Here is a 16,588-nt window from a genome sequence, read left to right as displayed (position 1 = left end):
GCCGTGGTGGGCCGCACAACCTGTAAGGCATCCTAGGATGTTGATGGGTGGGGCGTGGTTACTTCGGTGGATGGCCTGCCGGAGAATGGGCCGCGTGCCGACACCGCCGACCGATTCCGTGCCACCGACCGCGCACACCGCCGGGCCGGCTCAGACGCGGCTCGAGCTGCGAACTCTTCGTCCGGAGCTGGTACAGCCATACGACGCTGCGCTCCCGGCCGCAAAGGCCGCTGTCCTCGGCCGGCTCCTTGGTGCCTTCGACCGTGAGGTTCTCCCCGGCGTCACTCACCGCGAACGCCGTGCGGGCATGCTGCACGTCACCTTGGGAGACGGCCGCACGCTGACTGCGCCCGCGGTCCAGCCCTTCTCCCCCACCGAGCCCGGCCTCGCTGCCCACGTCTCTCGGCCCGGCGGTGGCGGGACCTTCACTGAACCCGCCCTCACCGCCCACCTCTCTCAGGCCAGCGGTGGCGGGACCTTCACTGAGCCCGACCTCCTCTCTCAGCCCAGCGGCGACAGGACCTTCGTTGAGCCCGGCCTCGTCCCTCAGCCCAGCGGTGGCGGGACCTTCACTGAGCCCGGCCTCGTCCCTCAGGGCGGTGGAATCGGGACCTTTGATGACCCCGCCGCGCTCGTAAGGGCGATCGGGCTCGGGCCGCACGGGGAACGGTTCGCGGCCGAGGTCGACAACAGCGTCGCCAATCTGGCCCTGGCCCACGCCGATCCGCACCGGGAGTCGGCGCGGTCGGTTCTGAACCGAGCGGCCGGGGATCCCGACGGGCTCGGGCGGGTGGAGCAGCTTGTGCTCGACGGCCACCCGCTGCACCCCTGCTGCCGTACCCGGGGCGGCATGACGGTCGCTGACGTGCTTGCCTACGGGCCGGAGCATCGACCGGTCATCCGGTTGCGGAAGCTGCGGGTTCCGGCTGACCGCTGGTACGGCGACGCCGCGCCCGTCCTCTACGCCCACCCCTGGCAGGCCGAGCGCCTGCGGGCCCGTCACCCGTGGCTGGTCGACGCCGGGGAGACCGGGCCGGTACGCCCGCTGATGTCCCTGCGCACCGTCGCACCGACGGACGGCGGGGGCCACGTCAAGACCGCGGTGGACGTGCAGATGACCTCGGCTGTGCGTACCGTGTCGCCGGCGGCTGTCCACAACGGACCGCGGCTGTCCGTGTTGCTGGAGAAGCTGACCGCGGACCTGCATTTGACCGTGCTGCGGGAGACCGACGCCGGCGCCGTGCTGGTCGACGGCCGGCCGCAACGTCATCTTGCCTACCTGCGCCGACAGGCACCACGGGTCGGTCCCACGGAGACGATCGTGCCGGCCGTTGCGGCCTTGCTGAACAACGGCGGCGCTGACCCGTACCGGTGGTGGGAGAGCCTGGTCCGCGTGCTGGTGCCGCCGCTGGTGACCGTGCTGGACCGGGGGGTCGCGCTGGAGGCGCACGGGCAGAACACCCTGGTGGTGCTCGACGGCGGCCGGCCGGTGCGGATCGTCTACCGGGACCTCGGTGGTGTCCGTGTCAGCACCAGAAGGCTGCTTCGGCACGGTGTCGAGGCGCCGCCCGTTGAGGGTGATCTGCCCAGTGACGACCCGGCTGTGCTGCGGACCAAGCTGGCCGCGGCCGTGCTCGGCACCGTCTGTGCGGAGCTGATCGCGGCGATGACCCGGCAGGGCGCAGACGCCGGCCGGCTCTGGGACAGTGTTGCCGCCGCGCTGGACAGCACCGGAACGCCCGACGCGGTGCACCTCTTGAAGGAGCCGCTGCCGGTGAAGGCCACGACCGCGATGAGGCTCGCCGAGGATCCGCTCGACGATGTCTGGACCTTTTTCGACAACCCGATGGCGGCAGCATGACGCGCATCCTGGCCGCCCGCCGGCTGGCCATCACCGCTTCCCATGCGGGCGCCGCGCTGGCGGTGCACGCCCCGGAGCTGGCCGACGGTTTCACGGCGGCGCTGCCCGAGGCGGCCGAGATCGTCGGGCGGCGGTTGCGCGGCGCCCTGGTCCGAGAGGGGCTGTTGCCGACCGGGCGCGGTGACCGGGTGCACGCGTTCCATCGGGTCGAGTACGACCGGGCCGGTGCGGCCGATCCCGCCGATCTGCTGCCGGACGGGTTGCCGGGCAACGCGGCCGGGTTCGCCGCCGAGCTGCGCAACGGCGTCGTGAACCTGGCGATCGCGATGGCGCGGCAGGAGAAGGTGACGGGCGCCGACCCGGACCATGCCGTGATCGCCGGGGAGCGGCTGGCCGTCGCGGGTCACAACCTGCACCCGTGCGGGCGGACCAGGCTGGGCTGGGACACCTCCGACGTGCTCGCGCACGACCTCGAGTCCGGGCACACGCGGCTCGGGTTTGTCGCCGTCCGCGACGACGCGCACCTCGGTGACGACGTCGGTGCCGCGCTGCGTGCCGTTTATCCGCAGGTGCCGGAGCCGCCGCCGGGGTTCCGCCTGCAGCCGGTGCACGCCTGGCAGCGGGACTCGGTGCTGGGTGAGCGGTACAGGGAGCTGATCAGCGACGGCGTGCTGCGGATCCTCGACGCCGAGCTCGACACGGTTCCGACGGCGGCGCTGCGGACGCTGCTGCTGCCGGTCGCCGCCGACGGGAGCCGCCGCTACGTCAAGGTGTCCCTCGACATCCAGGTGACCTCGACGCGGCGCAGCATCAGCGTGGCCAGCACCCGCAACGGTCCGGCGGTGTCCGCGATGCTGCACCGGCTCGTCGCGGAGGATCCAGCCGCGGACCGGCTGCTGTTGATGGCCGAGACCGCGGGTGCGGCCGTCCCGGTCGGGTCCGGGCGGGACATGTCGGCGATCGTGCGGGACGGGCTCACCGGGCGTCTCGAGGCCGGCGAGCAGGCGGTCGCGGGCAGCGCGCTGCCGTTCGCCGGGGCCGGCCTGGTGGCCGACTTCGCCGCCACGACCGGGCGGCGCGACAACACCACCGCCGCCGCGGCCTTCCTGGATGCCTACTCCCGCCTGGTGCTTCCCCCGCTGCTGCGCCTGACGGTACGCGGGGTCGCGCTCGAAGCTCACCTGCAGAACTGCATCCCCACGTTCAAGAAGGGTGTGCCGCACCGCCTCGCCGTCCGCGACTTCGCCGGCCTGCGGCTGCACCCGGGACGCCTGGCCGCCGCCGGGCACGAGGTGGCGCTGTGGCCGGGTTCGGTGGTCGGCACCCCGGACGCCGCCGTGCTGCGCGCCAAGATCGGGTACACCGCGTTCCAGGCGCACCTGGGTGAGCTGATCATCCGGCTCGGTGAGTCGTACGGGCTGGACGAGGACGCCGCGTGGCGCCTCGTGCGGGCCGTCGTCGACGAGACCTACGCCGGGCTCGGACCCGTCGCGGCCGAGGACCACGCGGCGTTCACCGCACCGACCGTGCCGCACAAGGCACTGGTGCGGATGCGGCTCGCCGGGGCCGGTGACGAGTACCTGCCGGTGGAGAATCCCCTGCATGCGCCCGCCTGAGCACATCGAGGCCGCACTGCGGCGCCAGCAGCGACCGGTCTGCGCCTACGTCTACGACACCGCCGCGCTGCGGGACAGGGCGGCGGTGGTCCGGGCCGCGTTCCCGCCCGGCACCACCCTCCTGTACGCCGTGAAGGCCAACGGCAACCCGCACGTCGTCCGTACCCTGGCGGAGGTCTGTGACGGGCTGGAGGTCGCGTCCGGCGGTGAGCTCGCGCTGGCAGTCGCGGCCGGCGCCCGGCGGATCGTCTTCGGCGGGCCGGGCAAGACCGACGCCGAGCTGGCCGCGGCCGTCGCCGCAGGCGCGCAGGTCAACGTGGAGAGCGCCCACGAGCTGCGGCGCCTGGACCGTGCGGCGCGCGCAGCCGGCGTCGTCGCCGAAGCAGCCGTACGCGTCAACCGCGCGGGTCCCGCCCTGACCGGCAGCCACGCCATGACGGGTACGCCCACGCCGTTCGGTGTCGACGAGGAGGCCCTGCCCGGGGTGCTCGGACTGCCCCTGACCTCGGTCCGGATCATCGGCTTCCACCTGCACGCCGTGTCGAACAACCTCGACGCCGCCGCCCACGCCGGTTTCATCACCGAGGCGCTCGACTGGTCGGTGGCCACCGCCGCACGCCACGGGGTCCCGTTACGGCTGGTCAACGTCGGTGGTGGTCTCGGCGTCGACTACCTCAGCGACGCCACGATCGACCTGACCGCGCTCGGCCAGGACCTGATCGTGCCCGACGGCGTGGAGTTGATCGTCGAGCCCGGGCGCATCCTGGCCGCCGACGCCGGCTGGTACGCCGCGGAGGTCCTCGACCTCAAACGCACCCACGGCCGCTGGTTCGCGGTGCTGCGCGGCGGCACCCACCACTTCCGCCTGCCCGCCGCCTGGGGTTACAGCCACCCGTTCACGGTCCTGCCCGTCGACGAGTGGCCGTACGAGTGGGACCGCCCGCAGATCGAGAACACGAGCGTCGACGCCGTGGGTGAGCTGTGCACACCCCGCGACGTCCTGGCCCGTGATCAGCACGTCGAGCGGCTGCGGGTCGGCGACATCCTGGTCTTCGGCCGCACCGGCGCGTACGCCTGGGACATCTCCCACCACGACTTCCTGCGCCACCCGCCGCCCGTCTTCGAGGTGATCTGACATGTCCACGCACCGCCCCGCCGCCCGGGTCGTCTGCCTCGACGCCGGCAACCGCGTCCTGCTGCTGCACTGGTCCGACCCCGTCGGCGGGAACCTCGTGTGGGAGCCGCCGGGCGGTGGCGTCGACGACGGCGAGTCCTTCCTCGACGCGGCCCGCCGGGAACTCGCCGAGGAGACCGGCCTGGACCCCGCCGCCGTCCAGGACCGCTCGGTGACCGTCGAGCGGGACTTCCGCTGGCGGGGGAAGCATTACACCGGAACGGAGGAGTTCTTCTTGGCCCGGTTCGACGAGCCCGGTCCGGCGCTGGGGCGGGCCGGGCTGATGCCGGACGAACAGGAGGCGCTGCTGGGCCACGCCTGGCTGACGCCGGACGAGCTGACCGACCTGCCCGACCTCCAGCCCCCGCACCTGGCCGAAATCATCCGGCTGCTGACCACCACCTGAGCCACCCCCGGCCGTCGGGACGGTCAGGGAGTCTGTGCTCGGAATTCTGCGCGCCAGCGGCTGACCAGGGTGTCGCCGGCGTCGGGCAGGTGCTCGATGCCGACCTCGGTGAGGCCGGGTGTCGCGAAGGCGTCGATCTCCTCGCGGGTCAGCGGCCACGGCGGCCCGTCACCGTCGCTGCTCGTCGCGGCGGCCGCCAGCACCAGCAGGGTGCCGCCAGGGGCCACCAGCGGGCCGACGTTGGCGATCGCCTTCTCGCGGACCGGGCCGGGCAGCGCCTGCACGTTGTTGCTCTCGACGACCAGGTCGAACGCGCCGCGCCACTGCGGTGGCGGGTCGAGCAGGTCGGCGACGCCGTACTCGACGCGGGAGTCGGGGTGGCGCTCGCGGGCGGTGCGTACGGCAGTCTCGGAGATGTCGAAAGCGGTCACCGTGAAGCCCAGACCGGACAGGAACTCGGCGTCGCGGCCCAGCCCGCAGCCGACCACCAGCGCCGTGCGGCCACCACCGGCGACCAGGCCGCGCTGCACCCACTCGACCAGGAGTTTGCTCGGGCGGGGGCTGTCCCAGGGGACCTCGGCCGTGCCTGCTCCGGCTTCGGCGTACAGGTGCTCGAACCAGCCGGTGGGGTCGCCGGCCGCGAGGGACGCGGCGGAGAGGCGGTCGGTGTCCTCGCTCATGTCCGGGCCGCCGGGCGGGTTCGCCGCAGCTCACGCAGGGCCTGGCGGCGGGTGTCGCCCTTGAGGGTGTCGATGTAGAGACGGCCGTCGAGGTGGTCCGTCTCGTGCTGCAGCGCGCGGGCCAGCAGGCCGGTGCCGCGGATGGTGAGCGGCTCCCCGAACTGGTCGAAGCCGGTCGCCGTCACCGCGAGGGCACGCGGGGTCTCGTAGCCCATGCCGGGCAGCGACAGACAGCCTTCCTCGTCGTCCTGCTCACCGTCAAAATCGGACAGGACGGGGTTGATCAGGTGACCGACCACCCCGTCGACGTTGTAGGAGAACGCCCGCAGGCTCACCCCGATCTGGGGTGCGGCCACACCCGCGCGGCCGGGCTCGCGGACGGTGTCCTCCAGATCGGCGACGAGCTCACGCAGGGCGTCGTCGAACACCACGACGGCTTCCGCGGGGGTCCGCAGGACAGGGTCACCGAACAACCGGATGGGGCGCACAGTCATGGGCCCCAAGATACCTAGGCGAACAGCGCGAGCTGGTCGGCGGCGAGGAGTTCCCGCAGCTTGGCCAGGGAACGCCGTGTCTGGCTCTTGACCACGCTCACCGGCAGATCGAGGACGTCGGCGACCTGCTCGACGCGGTAGTCCTCGAAGTAGCGCAGGATCACGATCGCCCGGTCGCGCGCCGGCAGCTGCGCCAGCGCGTCCAGCATGGTCAGGCGCAGGTCCGGGCTCTGCCTGTATCCCGTGTCGTGGATGACACCGGTGACCGTCTCGGACGTGCTGCGGCGCCGGCGGTGGTCCAGGTAGGCGCGCAGGAGGACCTTCTGGGCGTACGCGGTGAGGTTGTCGGCCTCCCGGGCCTGCTTCCAGCCCAGGTAGAGCCGGGTCAGCGCCGTCTGCGTCAGGTCCTGCGCCAGGTGCCAGTCGCGGCACATCATGAACGCCGTGGTGCGCAGACGCTCCACGGCCGCTCGCGCGAACTCCGCGAACTCCTCGTCCTGCCTCACCGATGCAGCTCCTAGCTGAACGCCGCGACGCGCGGGAACTCCTTGGCGCCGGCCTTCACCAGGTCGGCGTCCATGGTCGGGCCCCACCGCGGATCGGTGACGACGGCGACGGCCTCGTCGTCGGTCAGGGCCAGGTGCGACGGCTTGTTGCGCCGCCCGTCCCAGGCCAGACAGGTGGAGAGGTCGGCCTGGACCGTGAGACCGCCGGGCCACTCCGCTCGCACGATCTTGCTCTGGATGCAGTTGTCGGGCAGACCGTCGACGATGACGGCCGGTCTGCCCGCCGCCGGCGCCGCTCGCGACGTGCCGCTCACGGACAGCCGGATCATGCCGGGCCCCTTGCCGCGGTCAAGGTACATCTGGACGTGAAGCTCCCGCTGCCCCGTCTTGGCGAAGCCGGTGGTCCTCCCGGGCGGGACCAGCTTCTGCAGCAGCACCAGCATCGCTTCCGGGGTGGCCGTGGCCTGCGGCCCGGAGCGCTTCGGCGGCGGTGAAACCGCTGGAAGAGCCGTCGCCGGGCCGCCGATCACCGCTGCCGGGGCACCGGCCGACCCGAAGGGGTCGCCGAGAGCGATCGTGACGGCCATCACCCCGGCGACGGCAGTGCCGCCACCGATTGCGGCGAGGCGCCGGGTGCGGCGGATCCGCCGGCCGTCGGCCAGGGCCGTGCCGACCAGATCACCCAGCGGTGGCGGCCGCTCGGCGTCGAGCTCGGCGCGGAGCAGGTCCCGCAGTTCGTCGGTCACCCTGATCCCTCCGGCTGGAGCCCGTTTCTTGTAGAGACGTGCCGGCAGCACGGCCGCGTGACTGGTCGCGCCGAACTATCATCGCCGGCGTGCCTATCGATCATGACTCGCTGGACTGGGCCCGGGCGATGCTGCTGCGCGGGCAACCCCCGATGGCCGCCTTCCGGATCATGGTCGAGGCCGATCCGCAGCAGTACGGCGTACCGATGGCCCGGGCGCTGCTGACGGACGTGTGGCGGTCGGGGCTCGACTCGACGGTGTTCACCGAGGAGGGCATTGCCGTCGCCTCGGCCACGGCACCGGGCACACCGGGCCGCACGGAGATCCTGCTCAAGCTCTACGCCAGCCACCAGCACGCGCTGTTCGAGCAGGGCCGCCGGGCCGAGGGCATGGCGGCCAGGGCCGTCGCGGGCGAGCTCGCCCGCACGGCGACCCAGCACGTTCCGCGCCGTAACGGACTGGCTCAGTGGGCGCGCGGGCTCGCGGAGCAGGGACGCCACGCGGAGGCGGCCGAGCTCTGCGTGGAGGCGAGCGCTGCCATCCGCCTGGACCCCGTGCTGTCCGGCCATGCGATGTGGGACGAGATCCCGCGGGCGGCCCAGCTCGCCGCCGCCGGCCGGCCGCAGGAGGCCGCCGACGTCTTCGGTGCCGTGGTGTCGGACCGGCGTGCCACCTTCCCTCACAACCGGGACCTGGTGCACCTGCTGCTGCAGCAAGCGCGGTTCCTGGCCACGGCCGGGGAGGACCCGGGCGAGGCCCATCAGGAGGCGGTCGACCTGGTGCGGCACCTCGCCGCCGACGGCGAGACTCATCCGAGCACCTTGCACCGGGAGATGTGGGCCATCCTGGCGGCGGTGTCGGTGGCCGGGGACGAGATGGCGGCCGGCGTGGACCCGTTGCCCGCGTTCGGCTGGGAGATCAGCGAGTGGACACCGGACCTGCGACGGGCGTACTGCGCCGGCATCGACGACCTGATCGCGGCGGCGAGCCGTGCGTCCCGGCCGGCGGTGCTGCGCCGCCGGATCGCCGCACGCTGCGCGGTCCGCGAAACCTGGTTCCGTAAGACCCACGATCCCCGGACCCCGTGCGCACCCGCCTTCGACGACAGTGTCGCCGCGGGCGGGCCGGAAGCGCTGATCGACCGGGCCGCGTTCGCCGTGGTCCGCGGACGTTACGACGACGCGCTGGACGATCTCACCGCGGCACTCCGCTGAGAGCGGCCCGCATCGGAGCGGCCTTGGCGGCGGCCTCGTCGACCTCGGCGTAGGGGTCGCTGTCCCAGGTGATGCCCCCGCCCGCCCACAGGTGGACACGGTCGCCGTCGACGGCCGCCGTCCGGATGCTCACGCCCAGGTCGACGTGGTCGGTGCCGACCCAGCCGAGGGCGCCCATGCCGGCGCCGCGGCCCACCGGTTCGAGGCGGGCGATCTCGGCGAGGGCGGACCGCTTCGGTGCGCCCGTGACCGAGCCGGGCGGGCACATCGCCCGCAACAGGTCGGCCAGGTCGAGGCGCCCCTCGATCGGGGCGGACACGACCGATTCCGCCTGCCACAGCTCGCACCAGCGGCGGACGCCGAACAGTTCGTCGACGCGGACCGGTCCGACGGCGTCGAGGCGGGCGAGGTCGTTGCGTTCCAGGTCGACGATCATGATGTGCTCGGCGCGTTCCTTGGCCGAGGCGAGCAACTCGCGCCGGCCGCGGGCGGTGGCCGGCCGGGTGCCCTTGATCGGCCGGGTGACGACCCGCCCGTCGCGTACCTCGACGAGGGTCTCCGGTGAGGCGGTCGCCAGGGCCCAGCCGGAGCCGCTGAGAACGCCGCCGTAGCGCGCGCCGGGCAGCCCGGCCACCCGGTTCAGGGCGGCGCGGGGATCACCCGTGTAGGGCGCCGAGGAATGGCCGACGACATTCACCTGATAAATGTCGCCGCGACCGATCGCCTCGCGGGCGGCGCTTACCGCGGCGGCATGCTCGGAACGGCTCCAACTGTCGCGCCACGGACCGATGCGCCACTGCTCCGGACCCGCGCCGGGCGCGAAACCGCCCGAATCGTCCGGGGGGATCGCACACGCTCCCATGACGGAGAGTGACTGATCCGCAGCACCATCATGGACGTGAACGACGGCGACGACATCGGGGATACCGGGGACGGGTGAAGGGGCTCCGGGAGGGCCGCCAACCATCACCGATCCGGCCGAGGCGGACACATACAGTGCTGCTCCGCACGGTTCTCCCGCACCGATCGGATGGAACTGGGTGGCCGTTCGGCCGAGGTCTCGCACCCGCAGTCCGTTGCGGGACAGGAACGCGGAGACAAGCTCTGCGGGGTCGCCGGCATCACCCACGGACCACTCGAACCGGCATGACACACGGTAACGGCCCTGGCAGGACGCCGGAGAACCCGGTTGAACACCCCGGCCGGGTGTCGGAAAGTGGTCGTCGGCGGCCCTGCCGTGGAACATGTGAACAGTGGATTCTTTCAATGGGGCACCGTCACCCGGTAAATCCGAAATCGTTCGGATGGGAGTAGCATTCCGCCCCGTTGATGTGAAGCACAACACAAAACCCCTACCGGAGACCTTCGATGTGCCAGCACCTGAACTCCTGTCCCACCGCCGAGGCGACCGACCGCGAAGCGGCCCGGATCGTGGCGACCTTCCCCGAGCAGGGATGGAGCCTGCTCTGCAACGGCGTCATCGTTTTTGAGGACACCGGCGAGCTCCTGCCCGACGGCAGCACTATCGCACCGCACCGAGGACCGGCCGTGCACGCCCTCGCGGCCTGACGGTCCACACCCCGGCCGCCGGCCGGTGACACATCAGCCTGCGGGCCGACCGGAGAAACCCCGGCCGACCCGCGCGGACCGACTCACCCTCGGAAGACCCGTCAGTCCTCGAACGCCTCGGGCGACGGGCACGAGCAGACCAGGTTCCGGTCGCCGTACGCACCGTCGATGCGCCGCACCGGCGGCCAGTACTTCGAGGTCCGGTCCACACCCGCCGGGAAACCGGCCAGCGACCGCGGGTACGCGTGCTCCCACTCGTCCGCCGTCACCGACGACGCCGTGTGCGGGGCGTTGTGCAGCGGGTTGTCGTCCTTCGGCCACTCCCCCGCCGCGACCCGGTCGATCTCGCCCTTGATGGCGATCATCGCGTCGCAGAAGCGGTCCAGCTCGGCCAGGTCCTCGCTCTCGGTCGGCTCCACCATGAGCGTCCCCGCCACCGGGAACGACATCGTCGGCGCGTGGAAGCCGTAGTCGATCAGCCGCTTCGCCACGTCGTCGACCGACACACCCGTCGCCTTGGTCAGCGGGCGCAGGTCCAGGATGCACTCGTGCGCGACCAGGCCCTCGTTGCCGGCGTACAGCACCGGGTAGTGGTCCCGCAGCCGCGCCGCGACGTAGTTCGCCGCCAGCACCGCAACACCCGTCGCCGCCGCCAGGCCGTCCGGCCCCATCATCCGCAGGTACGCCCAGGAGATCGGCAGGATCCCCGCCGAGCCGTGCGCCGCCGCCGACACCGCGTGGTGGTCACCGGGCTCCAGCGGGTCACCCGGCAGGAACTCCGCCAGGTGCGCGCGCACCGCGACCGGGCCGACACCCGGACCGCCACCACCGTGCGGGATGCAGAACGTCTTGTGGAGGTTCAGGTGCGACACGTCCGCACCGAACTTGCCCGGCTTCGCAAAACCGACCAGCGCGTTCAGGTTCGCCCCGTCGACGTACACCTGACCGCCGGCGTCGTGCACCGCGCCGCACAGGTCCGCGATGCCCTTCTCGTAGACACCGTGCGTCGACGGGTACGTCACCATGATCGCGGCGAGCGCGTCTGCGTGCTTCTCGATCTTCGCGGCCAGGTCGCTCAGGTCGACGTTGCCGTTGTCGTCGCAGGCCACCACGACGACCCGCATGCCCGCCATGACCGCGCTGGCGGCGTTCGTGCCGTGCGCGCTCGACGGGATCAGGCAGACGTCACGGTGCGTCTCGCCCCGCGACCGGTGGTAGCCCCGGATCGCCAGCAGCCCGGCCAGCTCACCCTGCGAGCCCGCGTTGGGCTGCACACTCACCGCGTCGTACCCGGTGATCTCCGCCAGCCAGCCCTCCAGCTGCGCGACCAGGGCTTCGTACCCCGTGGTCTGCGACGCCGGGGCGTACGGGTGGATGTTGGCGAACTCGGCCCAGGTCACGGGCTCCATCTCGGTGGTCGCGTTCAGCTTCATCGTGCACGAGCCCAGCGGGATCATGCCGCGGTCCAGGGCGTAGTCGCGGTCCGACAGCTTGCGCAGGTAGCGCAGCATCGCCGTCTCCGAGTGGTGCGCCGAGAACACCGGGTGCGTCAGGTAGTCGGTCGTGCGGGCCAGCGGGCGCGTCCCGCTCTCGGCCGCCGCCGCGGGAGCCGCCCCGAACGCGGACAGAACCGCCTCGACGTGCGCCGTGGTGGTCGTCTCGTCACAGGCCACCGACACCTGGTCGGCGTCGACCAGCCGCAGGTTGATGCCGTCGCCGGCCGCCGCCTCGACGATCCCGGCCGCGCGGCCCGGCACCACGGCCGTCACCGTGTCGAAGAACGCGTCGTGCGCCACCTCGACACCGGCCGCGCTCAGCCCACCGGCCACAGCCAGCGCACGGTCGTGCACCCGCTTCGCGATCTCCCGCAGCCCGGCCGGGCCGTGGTAGACGGCGTACATGCTCGCCATCACCGCGAGCAGGACCTGCGCCGTGCAGATGTTGCTCGTCGCCCGCTCCCGGCGGATGTGCTGCTCCCGCGTCTGCAACGCCAGCCGGTAGGCCGGCGCGCCGTCCGCGTCCTTCGACACACCCACCAGACGCCCGGGCAGCGACCGCTCCAGCCCGGCGCGCACCGCCAGGTAACCGGCGTGCGGACCACCGAAACCCAGGGGTACGCCGAACCGCTGCGTCGTCCCGGCCGCGATGTCGGCACCGATCTCCCCCGGCGCGCGCAGCAGCGTCAGCGCCAGCAGATCCGCCGCCACCGTGACCAGCGCACCCTTGCCGTGCGCGGCCTCGACCAGCGCCGCGTGGTCCCGCACCGCACCGGACGCCCCCGGATACTGCAGGTGCAGACCGAAGAACTCCTCCGGCAGCGTGTCACCGGCGTCGAGGTCCACCAGCTGCAGCTCGAGACCCAGCGGCTCCGCCCGGGTCCGCAGCACGGCCAGGGTCTGCGGCAGCGTGTCCGCGTCGACGACGTACACGTTGCTCTTGCTCTTGGACGACCGGCGCGCGAGCGTCATCGCCTCGGCGACCGCCGTGCCCTCGTCCAGCATCGACGCGTTCGCGGTGGTCAGACCGGTCAGATCGGTGACCATCGTCTGGAAGTTCAGCAGCGCCTCGAGCCGCCCCTGACTGATCTCCGGCTGGTACGGCGTGTAAGCGGTGTACCACGCGGGGTTCTCCAGCACGTTGCGCCGGATCACGGCCGGCGTGAACGTGCCGTAGTAGCCGAGGCCGATCATCGAGGTCGCCACCGTGTTGCGGCCGGCGATCTCGCGCAGCTCGGCGATCGTCTCCTCCTCCGAGGCCGCACCCGGCAGCTTCAGCTCACCGTGCCAGCGGATGACCTCGGGGATCGCGGCGTCCATCAGGGCCTCGAGCGAGGCGTACCCGATGGCCTTGAGCATCTGGGTCTGCGCCTCGGCATCCGGGCCGATGTGGCGTGAAGCGAACGTCATGGCGGCTCCTGCGGGGAGAAAGAGGTCGACGGAAGCAACCTCCCCCTCTGTCATACCCACAGACACACTCGTCGGCACTTCAGAGTCGCCTACCCACACGGTCCTTTTGCCTGAGAGGTTCCGGGGAGGATTTGCCCCTTCGGCGCCACAGCTTCGTGATCTCTCCCGCGCGGGTGTACGGCTGACTAGAACCTACCAGCGGGAAGGTTTCGATCATGTGTCCCTAGGGTGTGGTGTGTGACCTACTCCGCTGCGGAAGACCGCTACGACACCATGACCTACCGCCGCGCCGGGCGCAGCGGGCTGAAGCTCCCCGCCATCAGCCTCGGGCTCTGGCACAACTTCGGCGACGGCCGCCCCTGGGAACGCCAGCGCGACATCACCCGCCGCGCGTTCGACCTCGGCGTCACCCACTTCGATCTGGCCAACAACTACGGCCCGCCGCCCGGCAGCGCCGAGAGCAACTTCGGCCGCATCCTCGGCACCGACTTCAAGCACCACCGCGACGAGCTCGTCGTCTCCACCAAGGCCGGATACCACATGTGGAACGGCCCCTACGGCGAATGGGGCAGCCGGAAATACCTGGTCTCCAGCCTCGACCAGTCCCTCGGCCGCCTCGGCCTCGACTACGTCGACATCTTCTACCACCACCGCCCCGACCCGGACACCCCGCTCGAGGAGACGATGAGCGCCCTCGACGCGATCGTCCGCTCCGGCAAGGCCCTCTACGTCGGCATCAGCAACTACAACTCCGAGCAGACCGCGCAGGCCGCGGCCATCCTCCAGGAGCTCGGCACACCCCTGCTGATCCACCAGCCGTCGTACTCGATCCTCAACCGCTGGATCGAGAAGGACCACCTGCTCGACACGCTCGAGGCCGTCGGCGCCGGCTGCATCGCCTTCAGCCCGCTCCAGCAGGGCCTGCTCACCGACCGCTACCTCGGCGGCATCCCCGACGACTCCCGCGTCCGGACCAGCGTGTTCCTCAACGAGAGCGATCTCGACAAGGGAACCATGGGCCGTATCCACAACCTCAACGACATCGCGAAGCGCCGCGGCCAGTCCCTCGCCCAGCTCGCCCTCGCCTGGGCCCTGCGCGACCAGCGGATGACCAGCCTCATCATCGGCGCCAGCAGCGTCGAACAGCTCGAGACCAACATCGCCGCCCTCGGCAACCTCGAGCTCTCCTCCGACGAGCTGAATGAGATCGACGGCACCTCGCTCGACCTGTAGAACCAACGGGTGATCACCCTCGTCACCGAGCACACGATCCTCGCGGTCGTGGTCGGCTCCCGCGCCTACGGCCTCGCCGGCCCGGGCTCCGACCACGACCGCCGCGGCGTGTACGCCGCACCCACCCGCATGTTCTGGCACCTCGACAAACCGCCGACCCACCTGGACGGCCCCGCCGAGGAACAGTTCTCCTGGGAGATCGAACGCTTCTGCACCCTCGCCCTGCAGGCCAACCCGACGGTGCTCGAGGTCCTCTGGTCCCCGCTGATCTCCTCCGTGACCGCCGACGGCCGCGAACTGCTGGCCGTCCGCAGCGCGTTCCTGTCCCAGCGCGTCGCCTCCTCCTACGGCTCCTACGCCCGTGACCAGCTCAAACGCGTCGCGGCCCGCCGTTCAAAAACGGGAGAGACCAACCACAAGCAGGCCATGCACATGATCCGGCTGCTGCTCGCGGGCGCGCACGTCCTGCGTACCGGAGAAGTGCTGGTCGATGTCTCTCCCCTGCGATCCCGGCTGCTGGCGGTCCGGCAGGGCGAGGTGCCGTGGGAGTCGGTGGTCGCCTGGGCGGACACCCTCTTCGAGGACCTGACCGCCGCCGCGGCCACCACCACCCTCCCCCCGCTCCCGGACCGGGCGGCGATCGACAACCTGCTTCACTCCGTACGGGAAAGGGGTCTGCGATGACACTGGACGTCCCTGCCTGGGCCGCGGAGATCACCGTCGGCTACCCCTTGATCTTCGCAACGGTGAGCGGCGCCCACCTGTACGGCTTCGCCTCCGTCGACTCGGACCTGGACCTGCGCGCGAGCCACCTCCTCCCGGCGGCCGAGGTGGTGGGCCTGCGCAGCGGCCCGGAGACCCTGCAATCCGGCGGCTGGCGCGACGGGGTCGAGCTGGATGTGGTCAGCCACGACCTGCTCAAATTCGCCCGGCTCCTGCACAGCCGCAACGGCTACGTCCTCGAACAGCTGCTGTCGCCGCTGGTCGTGGTGACCTCGCCGGTCCACTCGGAACTCAAAGCGCTGGCGCCCGGGCTCATCACCAGCCACCACGCCCACCACTACCTGGGCTTCGCCGCGACCCAGGAGAAGCTGTTTGCGCGGACCGGCGAGCTGAAGCCTGCGCTGTACACGCTGCGGGTCCTGCTCACCGGCATCCACCTGATGCGCACCGGCCGGCTGGAGACGGACCTCGGCGTGCTGGGCGCCGGCCTTGCCTATGTGCCGGAACTGATCGCGCTCAAGCGCTCGGCGGAACACGGGCCGTTCCCCGCCGCGGCCCGGGCGGCGCTGGCGCAGGACATTCCCCGGCTGCGGGGCGCTCTGGAGGAAGCTCGTGACTCGTCCGCGCTGCCGGGCCAGGCCGATCCCGCCGCTGTCGAGGCCCTGCACGAGCTTGTTGTTCGTACTCGGTTGAGTCGGCGATAGCCGTCGTTCTTGATATTGGTGCGGCGTGCCGCACTGCGCGTAGAGCATCCTAGGATTCTAGGAGTTATCCGTTGGCGGGTCCGGCGGTCTACCCTGACCCCATGCCCACCAGCGCGCCCGACGCCCCGGCCCTCCACCTGGCCCGGCCGCACCGCCCGGTGCTCGTCGCAGGCACGCTCACCGAACTCACCGGCCCCGACCACGGCCACGTCGACCTCCCGCTCCGCCTCTGGTGGAACCCGCGCCGCACCTTCGACCTCGGCCAGCCGACGATGCTCGCCTGGATGTACGAGAACGTCCTCCGCGAGGCTGTCCGGGTTGATGAGTTGCGCAGCTATCTGCACGGGGCGACGCTGGTTCGGCTTTGGCCTGAGTTGAACCTTCCTCGGGGGGTTCGGGTCGCTTGGGAAGCCCGGCATCCGGCGCTCCGGCGGGCTGCTGTCGCCGCCTGACCCGCCCGTCCCCCGGACGGCTTCCGCTCGGTCTCCCTGCATGACTGCCGGCGCAACGTTGGTTCGCTTCCCGCACGCGGGAGTGCTGCACGTTCGGTTCGCTCCCTGCATGCGAGAGCGCTGCACGTTCGGTTCGCTCCCTGCACGTGGAAGTGCCGCACGTTCGGTTCGCTCCCTGCACGCAGGAGCGCTGCACGTTTGGTCCGCTCCCTGCACGCAGGAGCGCTGCACGTCGGGTTCCTCGCGAGGCCTGGGGAACGCCGCACGCTCGCGTGACCGCCCGGTTCTACGCCCGGCGCCAGGA

The 16,588-nt window shown here is 71.6% G+C and carries 17 protein-coding genes and 1 riboswitch; of the genes, 10 read left to right on the top strand and 7 right to left on the bottom strand.

From position 1 onward, the window contains the following. Positions 1-58: 58 nt before the first annotated feature. Positions 59-817, bottom strand: a complete 759-nt coding sequence (locus AFR_RS47920) for a hypothetical protein (RefSeq protein WP_238547313.1) — start codon at positions 815-817, stop codon at positions 59-61. Here AFR_RS47920 and AFR_RS21420 point away from each other — a divergent pair. From AFR_RS21420 to AFR_RS21405, 4 genes are read left to right on the top strand one after another with little or no spacing between them, the layout of a single operon-like run. Beyond that, the gene (locus tag AFR_RS21420; protein ID WP_338012113.1) at positions 791-1,861 is read left to right on the top strand and encodes an IucA/IucC family protein; all 1,071 of its coding nucleotides are present in this window, start codon (positions 791-793) and stop codon (positions 1,859-1,861) included. The genes AFR_RS47920 and AFR_RS21420 overlap by 27 nt on opposite strands. Beyond that, the gene (locus tag AFR_RS21415; RefSeq protein ID WP_023362893.1) at positions 1,858-3,477 is read left to right on the top strand and encodes an IucA/IucC family protein; all 1,620 of its coding nucleotides are present in this window, start codon (positions 1,858-1,860) and stop codon (positions 3,475-3,477) included. Before AFR_RS21420 ends, AFR_RS21415 begins: the two co-directional genes overlap by 4 nt. Then, positions 3,464-4,612, top strand: coding sequence for an alanine racemase (locus tag AFR_RS21410; RefSeq protein WP_023362892.1), 1,149 nt, complete (start codon positions 3,464-3,466; stop codon positions 4,610-4,612). The genes AFR_RS21415 and AFR_RS21410 overlap by 14 nt, the downstream gene beginning before the upstream one ends. Position 4,613: 1 nt before the next feature. After that, entirely contained in the window at positions 4,614-5,057 is a 444-nt protein-coding gene (locus AFR_RS21405) for an NUDIX hydrolase (RefSeq protein WP_023362891.1), read from the top strand. 23 nt (positions 5,058-5,080) lie between these two features. Here AFR_RS21405 and AFR_RS21400 read toward each other — a convergent pair whose 3' ends face one another. The 4 genes from AFR_RS21400 to AFR_RS21385 are packed head-to-tail and all read right to left on the bottom strand — an operon-like array spanning position 5,081 to position 7,483. Further along, positions 5,081-5,737, bottom strand: coding sequence for a class I SAM-dependent methyltransferase (locus AFR_RS21400; RefSeq protein ID WP_023362890.1), 657 nt, complete (start codon positions 5,735-5,737; stop codon positions 5,081-5,083). Then, on the bottom strand, positions 5,734-6,231 hold the full coding sequence (gene def / locus AFR_RS21395; protein ID WP_023362889.1) for a peptide deformylase: 498 nt from the start codon (positions 6,229-6,231) through the stop codon (positions 5,734-5,736). The genes AFR_RS21400 and def overlap by 4 nt, the downstream gene beginning before the upstream one ends. 14 nt (positions 6,232-6,245) lie before the next feature. Beyond that, positions 6,246-6,737: a SigE family RNA polymerase sigma factor gene (locus AFR_RS21390; RefSeq protein ID WP_023362888.1), complete on the bottom strand. Its 492-nt coding sequence runs from the start codon at positions 6,735-6,737 to the stop codon at positions 6,246-6,248. Between the two features lie 11 nt (positions 6,738-6,748). Next, a complete protein-coding gene (locus AFR_RS21385; RefSeq protein WP_023362887.1) occupies positions 6,749-7,483 on the bottom strand; it encodes a hypothetical protein in 735 nt (244 codons plus the stop codon). Between the two features lie 89 nt (positions 7,484-7,572). On the opposite strand from AFR_RS21385, the gene AFR_RS21380 reads away from it, so the two are divergent. Then, positions 7,573-8,697 carry a hypothetical protein gene (locus tag AFR_RS21380; RefSeq protein ID WP_148308023.1) on the top strand — a complete coding sequence of 375 codons (1,125 nt, stop codon included), beginning with the start codon at positions 7,573-7,575 and terminating at the stop codon, positions 8,695-8,697. On the opposite strand, the gene AFR_RS21375 is transcribed toward AFR_RS21380, so the two are convergent. Further along, on the bottom strand, positions 8,678-9,943 hold the full coding sequence (locus AFR_RS21375; protein WP_052359424.1) for a chorismate-binding protein: 1,266 nt from the start codon (positions 9,941-9,943) through the stop codon (positions 8,678-8,680). The two genes, AFR_RS21380 and AFR_RS21375, sit on opposite strands and share 20 nt — an antisense overlap. Before the next feature lie 122 nt (positions 9,944-10,065). On the opposite strand from AFR_RS21375, the gene AFR_RS21370 reads away from it, so the two are divergent. Continuing rightward, a complete protein-coding gene (locus AFR_RS21370) occupies positions 10,066-10,266 on the top strand; it encodes a DUF5999 family protein (RefSeq protein WP_023362884.1) in 201 nt (66 codons plus the stop codon). 101 nt (positions 10,267-10,367) lie between these two features. On the opposite strand, the gene gcvP is transcribed toward AFR_RS21370, so the two are convergent. After that, entirely contained in the window at positions 10,368-13,172 is a 2,805-nt protein-coding gene (gene gcvP / locus AFR_RS21365; protein ID WP_023362883.1) for an aminomethyl-transferring glycine dehydrogenase, read from the bottom strand. A gap of 88 nt (positions 13,173-13,260) precedes the next feature. Next, positions 13,261-13,350: riboswitch (glycine riboswitch) on the bottom strand. Positions 13,351-13,445: 95 nt separating this feature from the next. Between gcvP and mgrA the strand changes: the two genes are divergently transcribed. The 4 genes from mgrA to AFR_RS21345 all read left to right on the top strand — a co-directional run bounded on the left by mgrA (position 13,446) and on the right by AFR_RS21345 (position 16,284). Further along, positions 13,446-14,405 carry an L-glyceraldehyde 3-phosphate reductase gene (mgrA, locus tag AFR_RS21360; RefSeq protein ID WP_238547375.1) on the top strand — a complete coding sequence of 320 codons (960 nt, stop codon included), beginning with the start codon at positions 13,446-13,448 and terminating at the stop codon, positions 14,403-14,405. A gap of 9 nt (positions 14,406-14,414) precedes the next feature. After that, positions 14,415-15,089, top strand: a complete 675-nt coding sequence (locus AFR_RS21355) for a nucleotidyltransferase domain-containing protein (RefSeq protein ID WP_023362881.1) — start codon at positions 14,415-14,417, stop codon at positions 15,087-15,089. Beyond that, positions 15,086-15,832, top strand: a complete 747-nt coding sequence (locus tag AFR_RS21350; protein ID WP_023362880.1) for a nucleotidyltransferase domain-containing protein — start codon at positions 15,086-15,088, stop codon at positions 15,830-15,832. The genes AFR_RS21355 and AFR_RS21350 overlap by 4 nt, the downstream gene beginning before the upstream one ends. 101 nt (positions 15,833-15,933) lie before the next feature. Beyond that, the gene (locus AFR_RS21345) at positions 15,934-16,284 is read left to right on the top strand and encodes a hypothetical protein (protein ID WP_041841034.1); all 351 of its coding nucleotides are present in this window, start codon (positions 15,934-15,936) and stop codon (positions 16,282-16,284) included. Positions 16,285-16,588 lie beyond the last annotated feature (304 nt).

The organism is Amorphoplanes friuliensis DSM 7358, from assembly GCF_000494755.1.
GTDB lineage: Bacteria > Actinomycetota > Actinomycetes > Mycobacteriales > Micromonosporaceae > Actinoplanes > Actinoplanes friuliensis.
This window is presented reverse-complemented; position numbering and strand designations above follow the sequence as displayed.

Excerpts from the sequence above, each read along its gene's own strand:
- AFR_RS21405 (WP_023362891.1), top strand. The coding sequence starts at position 4,614 with ATGTCCACGCACCGCCCCGCCGCCCGGGTCGTCTGCCTCGACGCCGGC.
- AFR_RS21350 (WP_023362880.1), top strand. The coding sequence starts at position 15,086 with ATGACACTGGACGTCCCTGCCTGGGCCGCGGAGATCACCGTCGGCTAC.
- def (WP_023362889.1), bottom strand. The coding sequence starts at position 6,231 with ATGACTGTGCGCCCCATCCGGTTGTTCGGTGACCCTGTCCTGCGGACC.
- gcvP (WP_023362883.1), bottom strand. The coding sequence starts at position 13,172 with ATGACGTTCGCTTCACGCCACATCGGCCCGGATGCCGAGGCGCAGACC.
- mgrA (WP_238547375.1), top strand. The coding sequence starts at position 13,446 with ATGACCTACCGCCGCGCCGGGCGCAGCGGGCTGAAGCTCCCCGCCATC.
- AFR_RS21415 (WP_023362893.1), top strand. The coding sequence starts at position 1,858 with ATGACGCGCATCCTGGCCGCCCGCCGGCTGGCCATCACCGCTTCCCAT.
- AFR_RS21375 (WP_052359424.1), bottom strand. The coding sequence starts at position 9,943 with ATGTTCCACGGCAGGGCCGCCGACGACCACTTTCCGACACCCGGCCGG.
- AFR_RS21410 (WP_023362892.1), top strand. The coding sequence starts at position 3,464 with ATGCGCCCGCCTGAGCACATCGAGGCCGCACTGCGGCGCCAGCAGCGA.
- AFR_RS21345 (WP_041841034.1), top strand. The coding sequence starts at position 15,934 with ATGCCCACCAGCGCGCCCGACGCCCCGGCCCTCCACCTGGCCCGGCCG.
- AFR_RS21370 (WP_023362884.1), top strand. The coding sequence starts at position 10,066 with ATGTGCCAGCACCTGAACTCCTGTCCCACCGCCGAGGCGACCGACCGC.
- AFR_RS21400 (WP_023362890.1), bottom strand. The coding sequence starts at position 5,737 with ATGAGCGAGGACACCGACCGCCTCTCCGCCGCGTCCCTCGCGGCCGGC.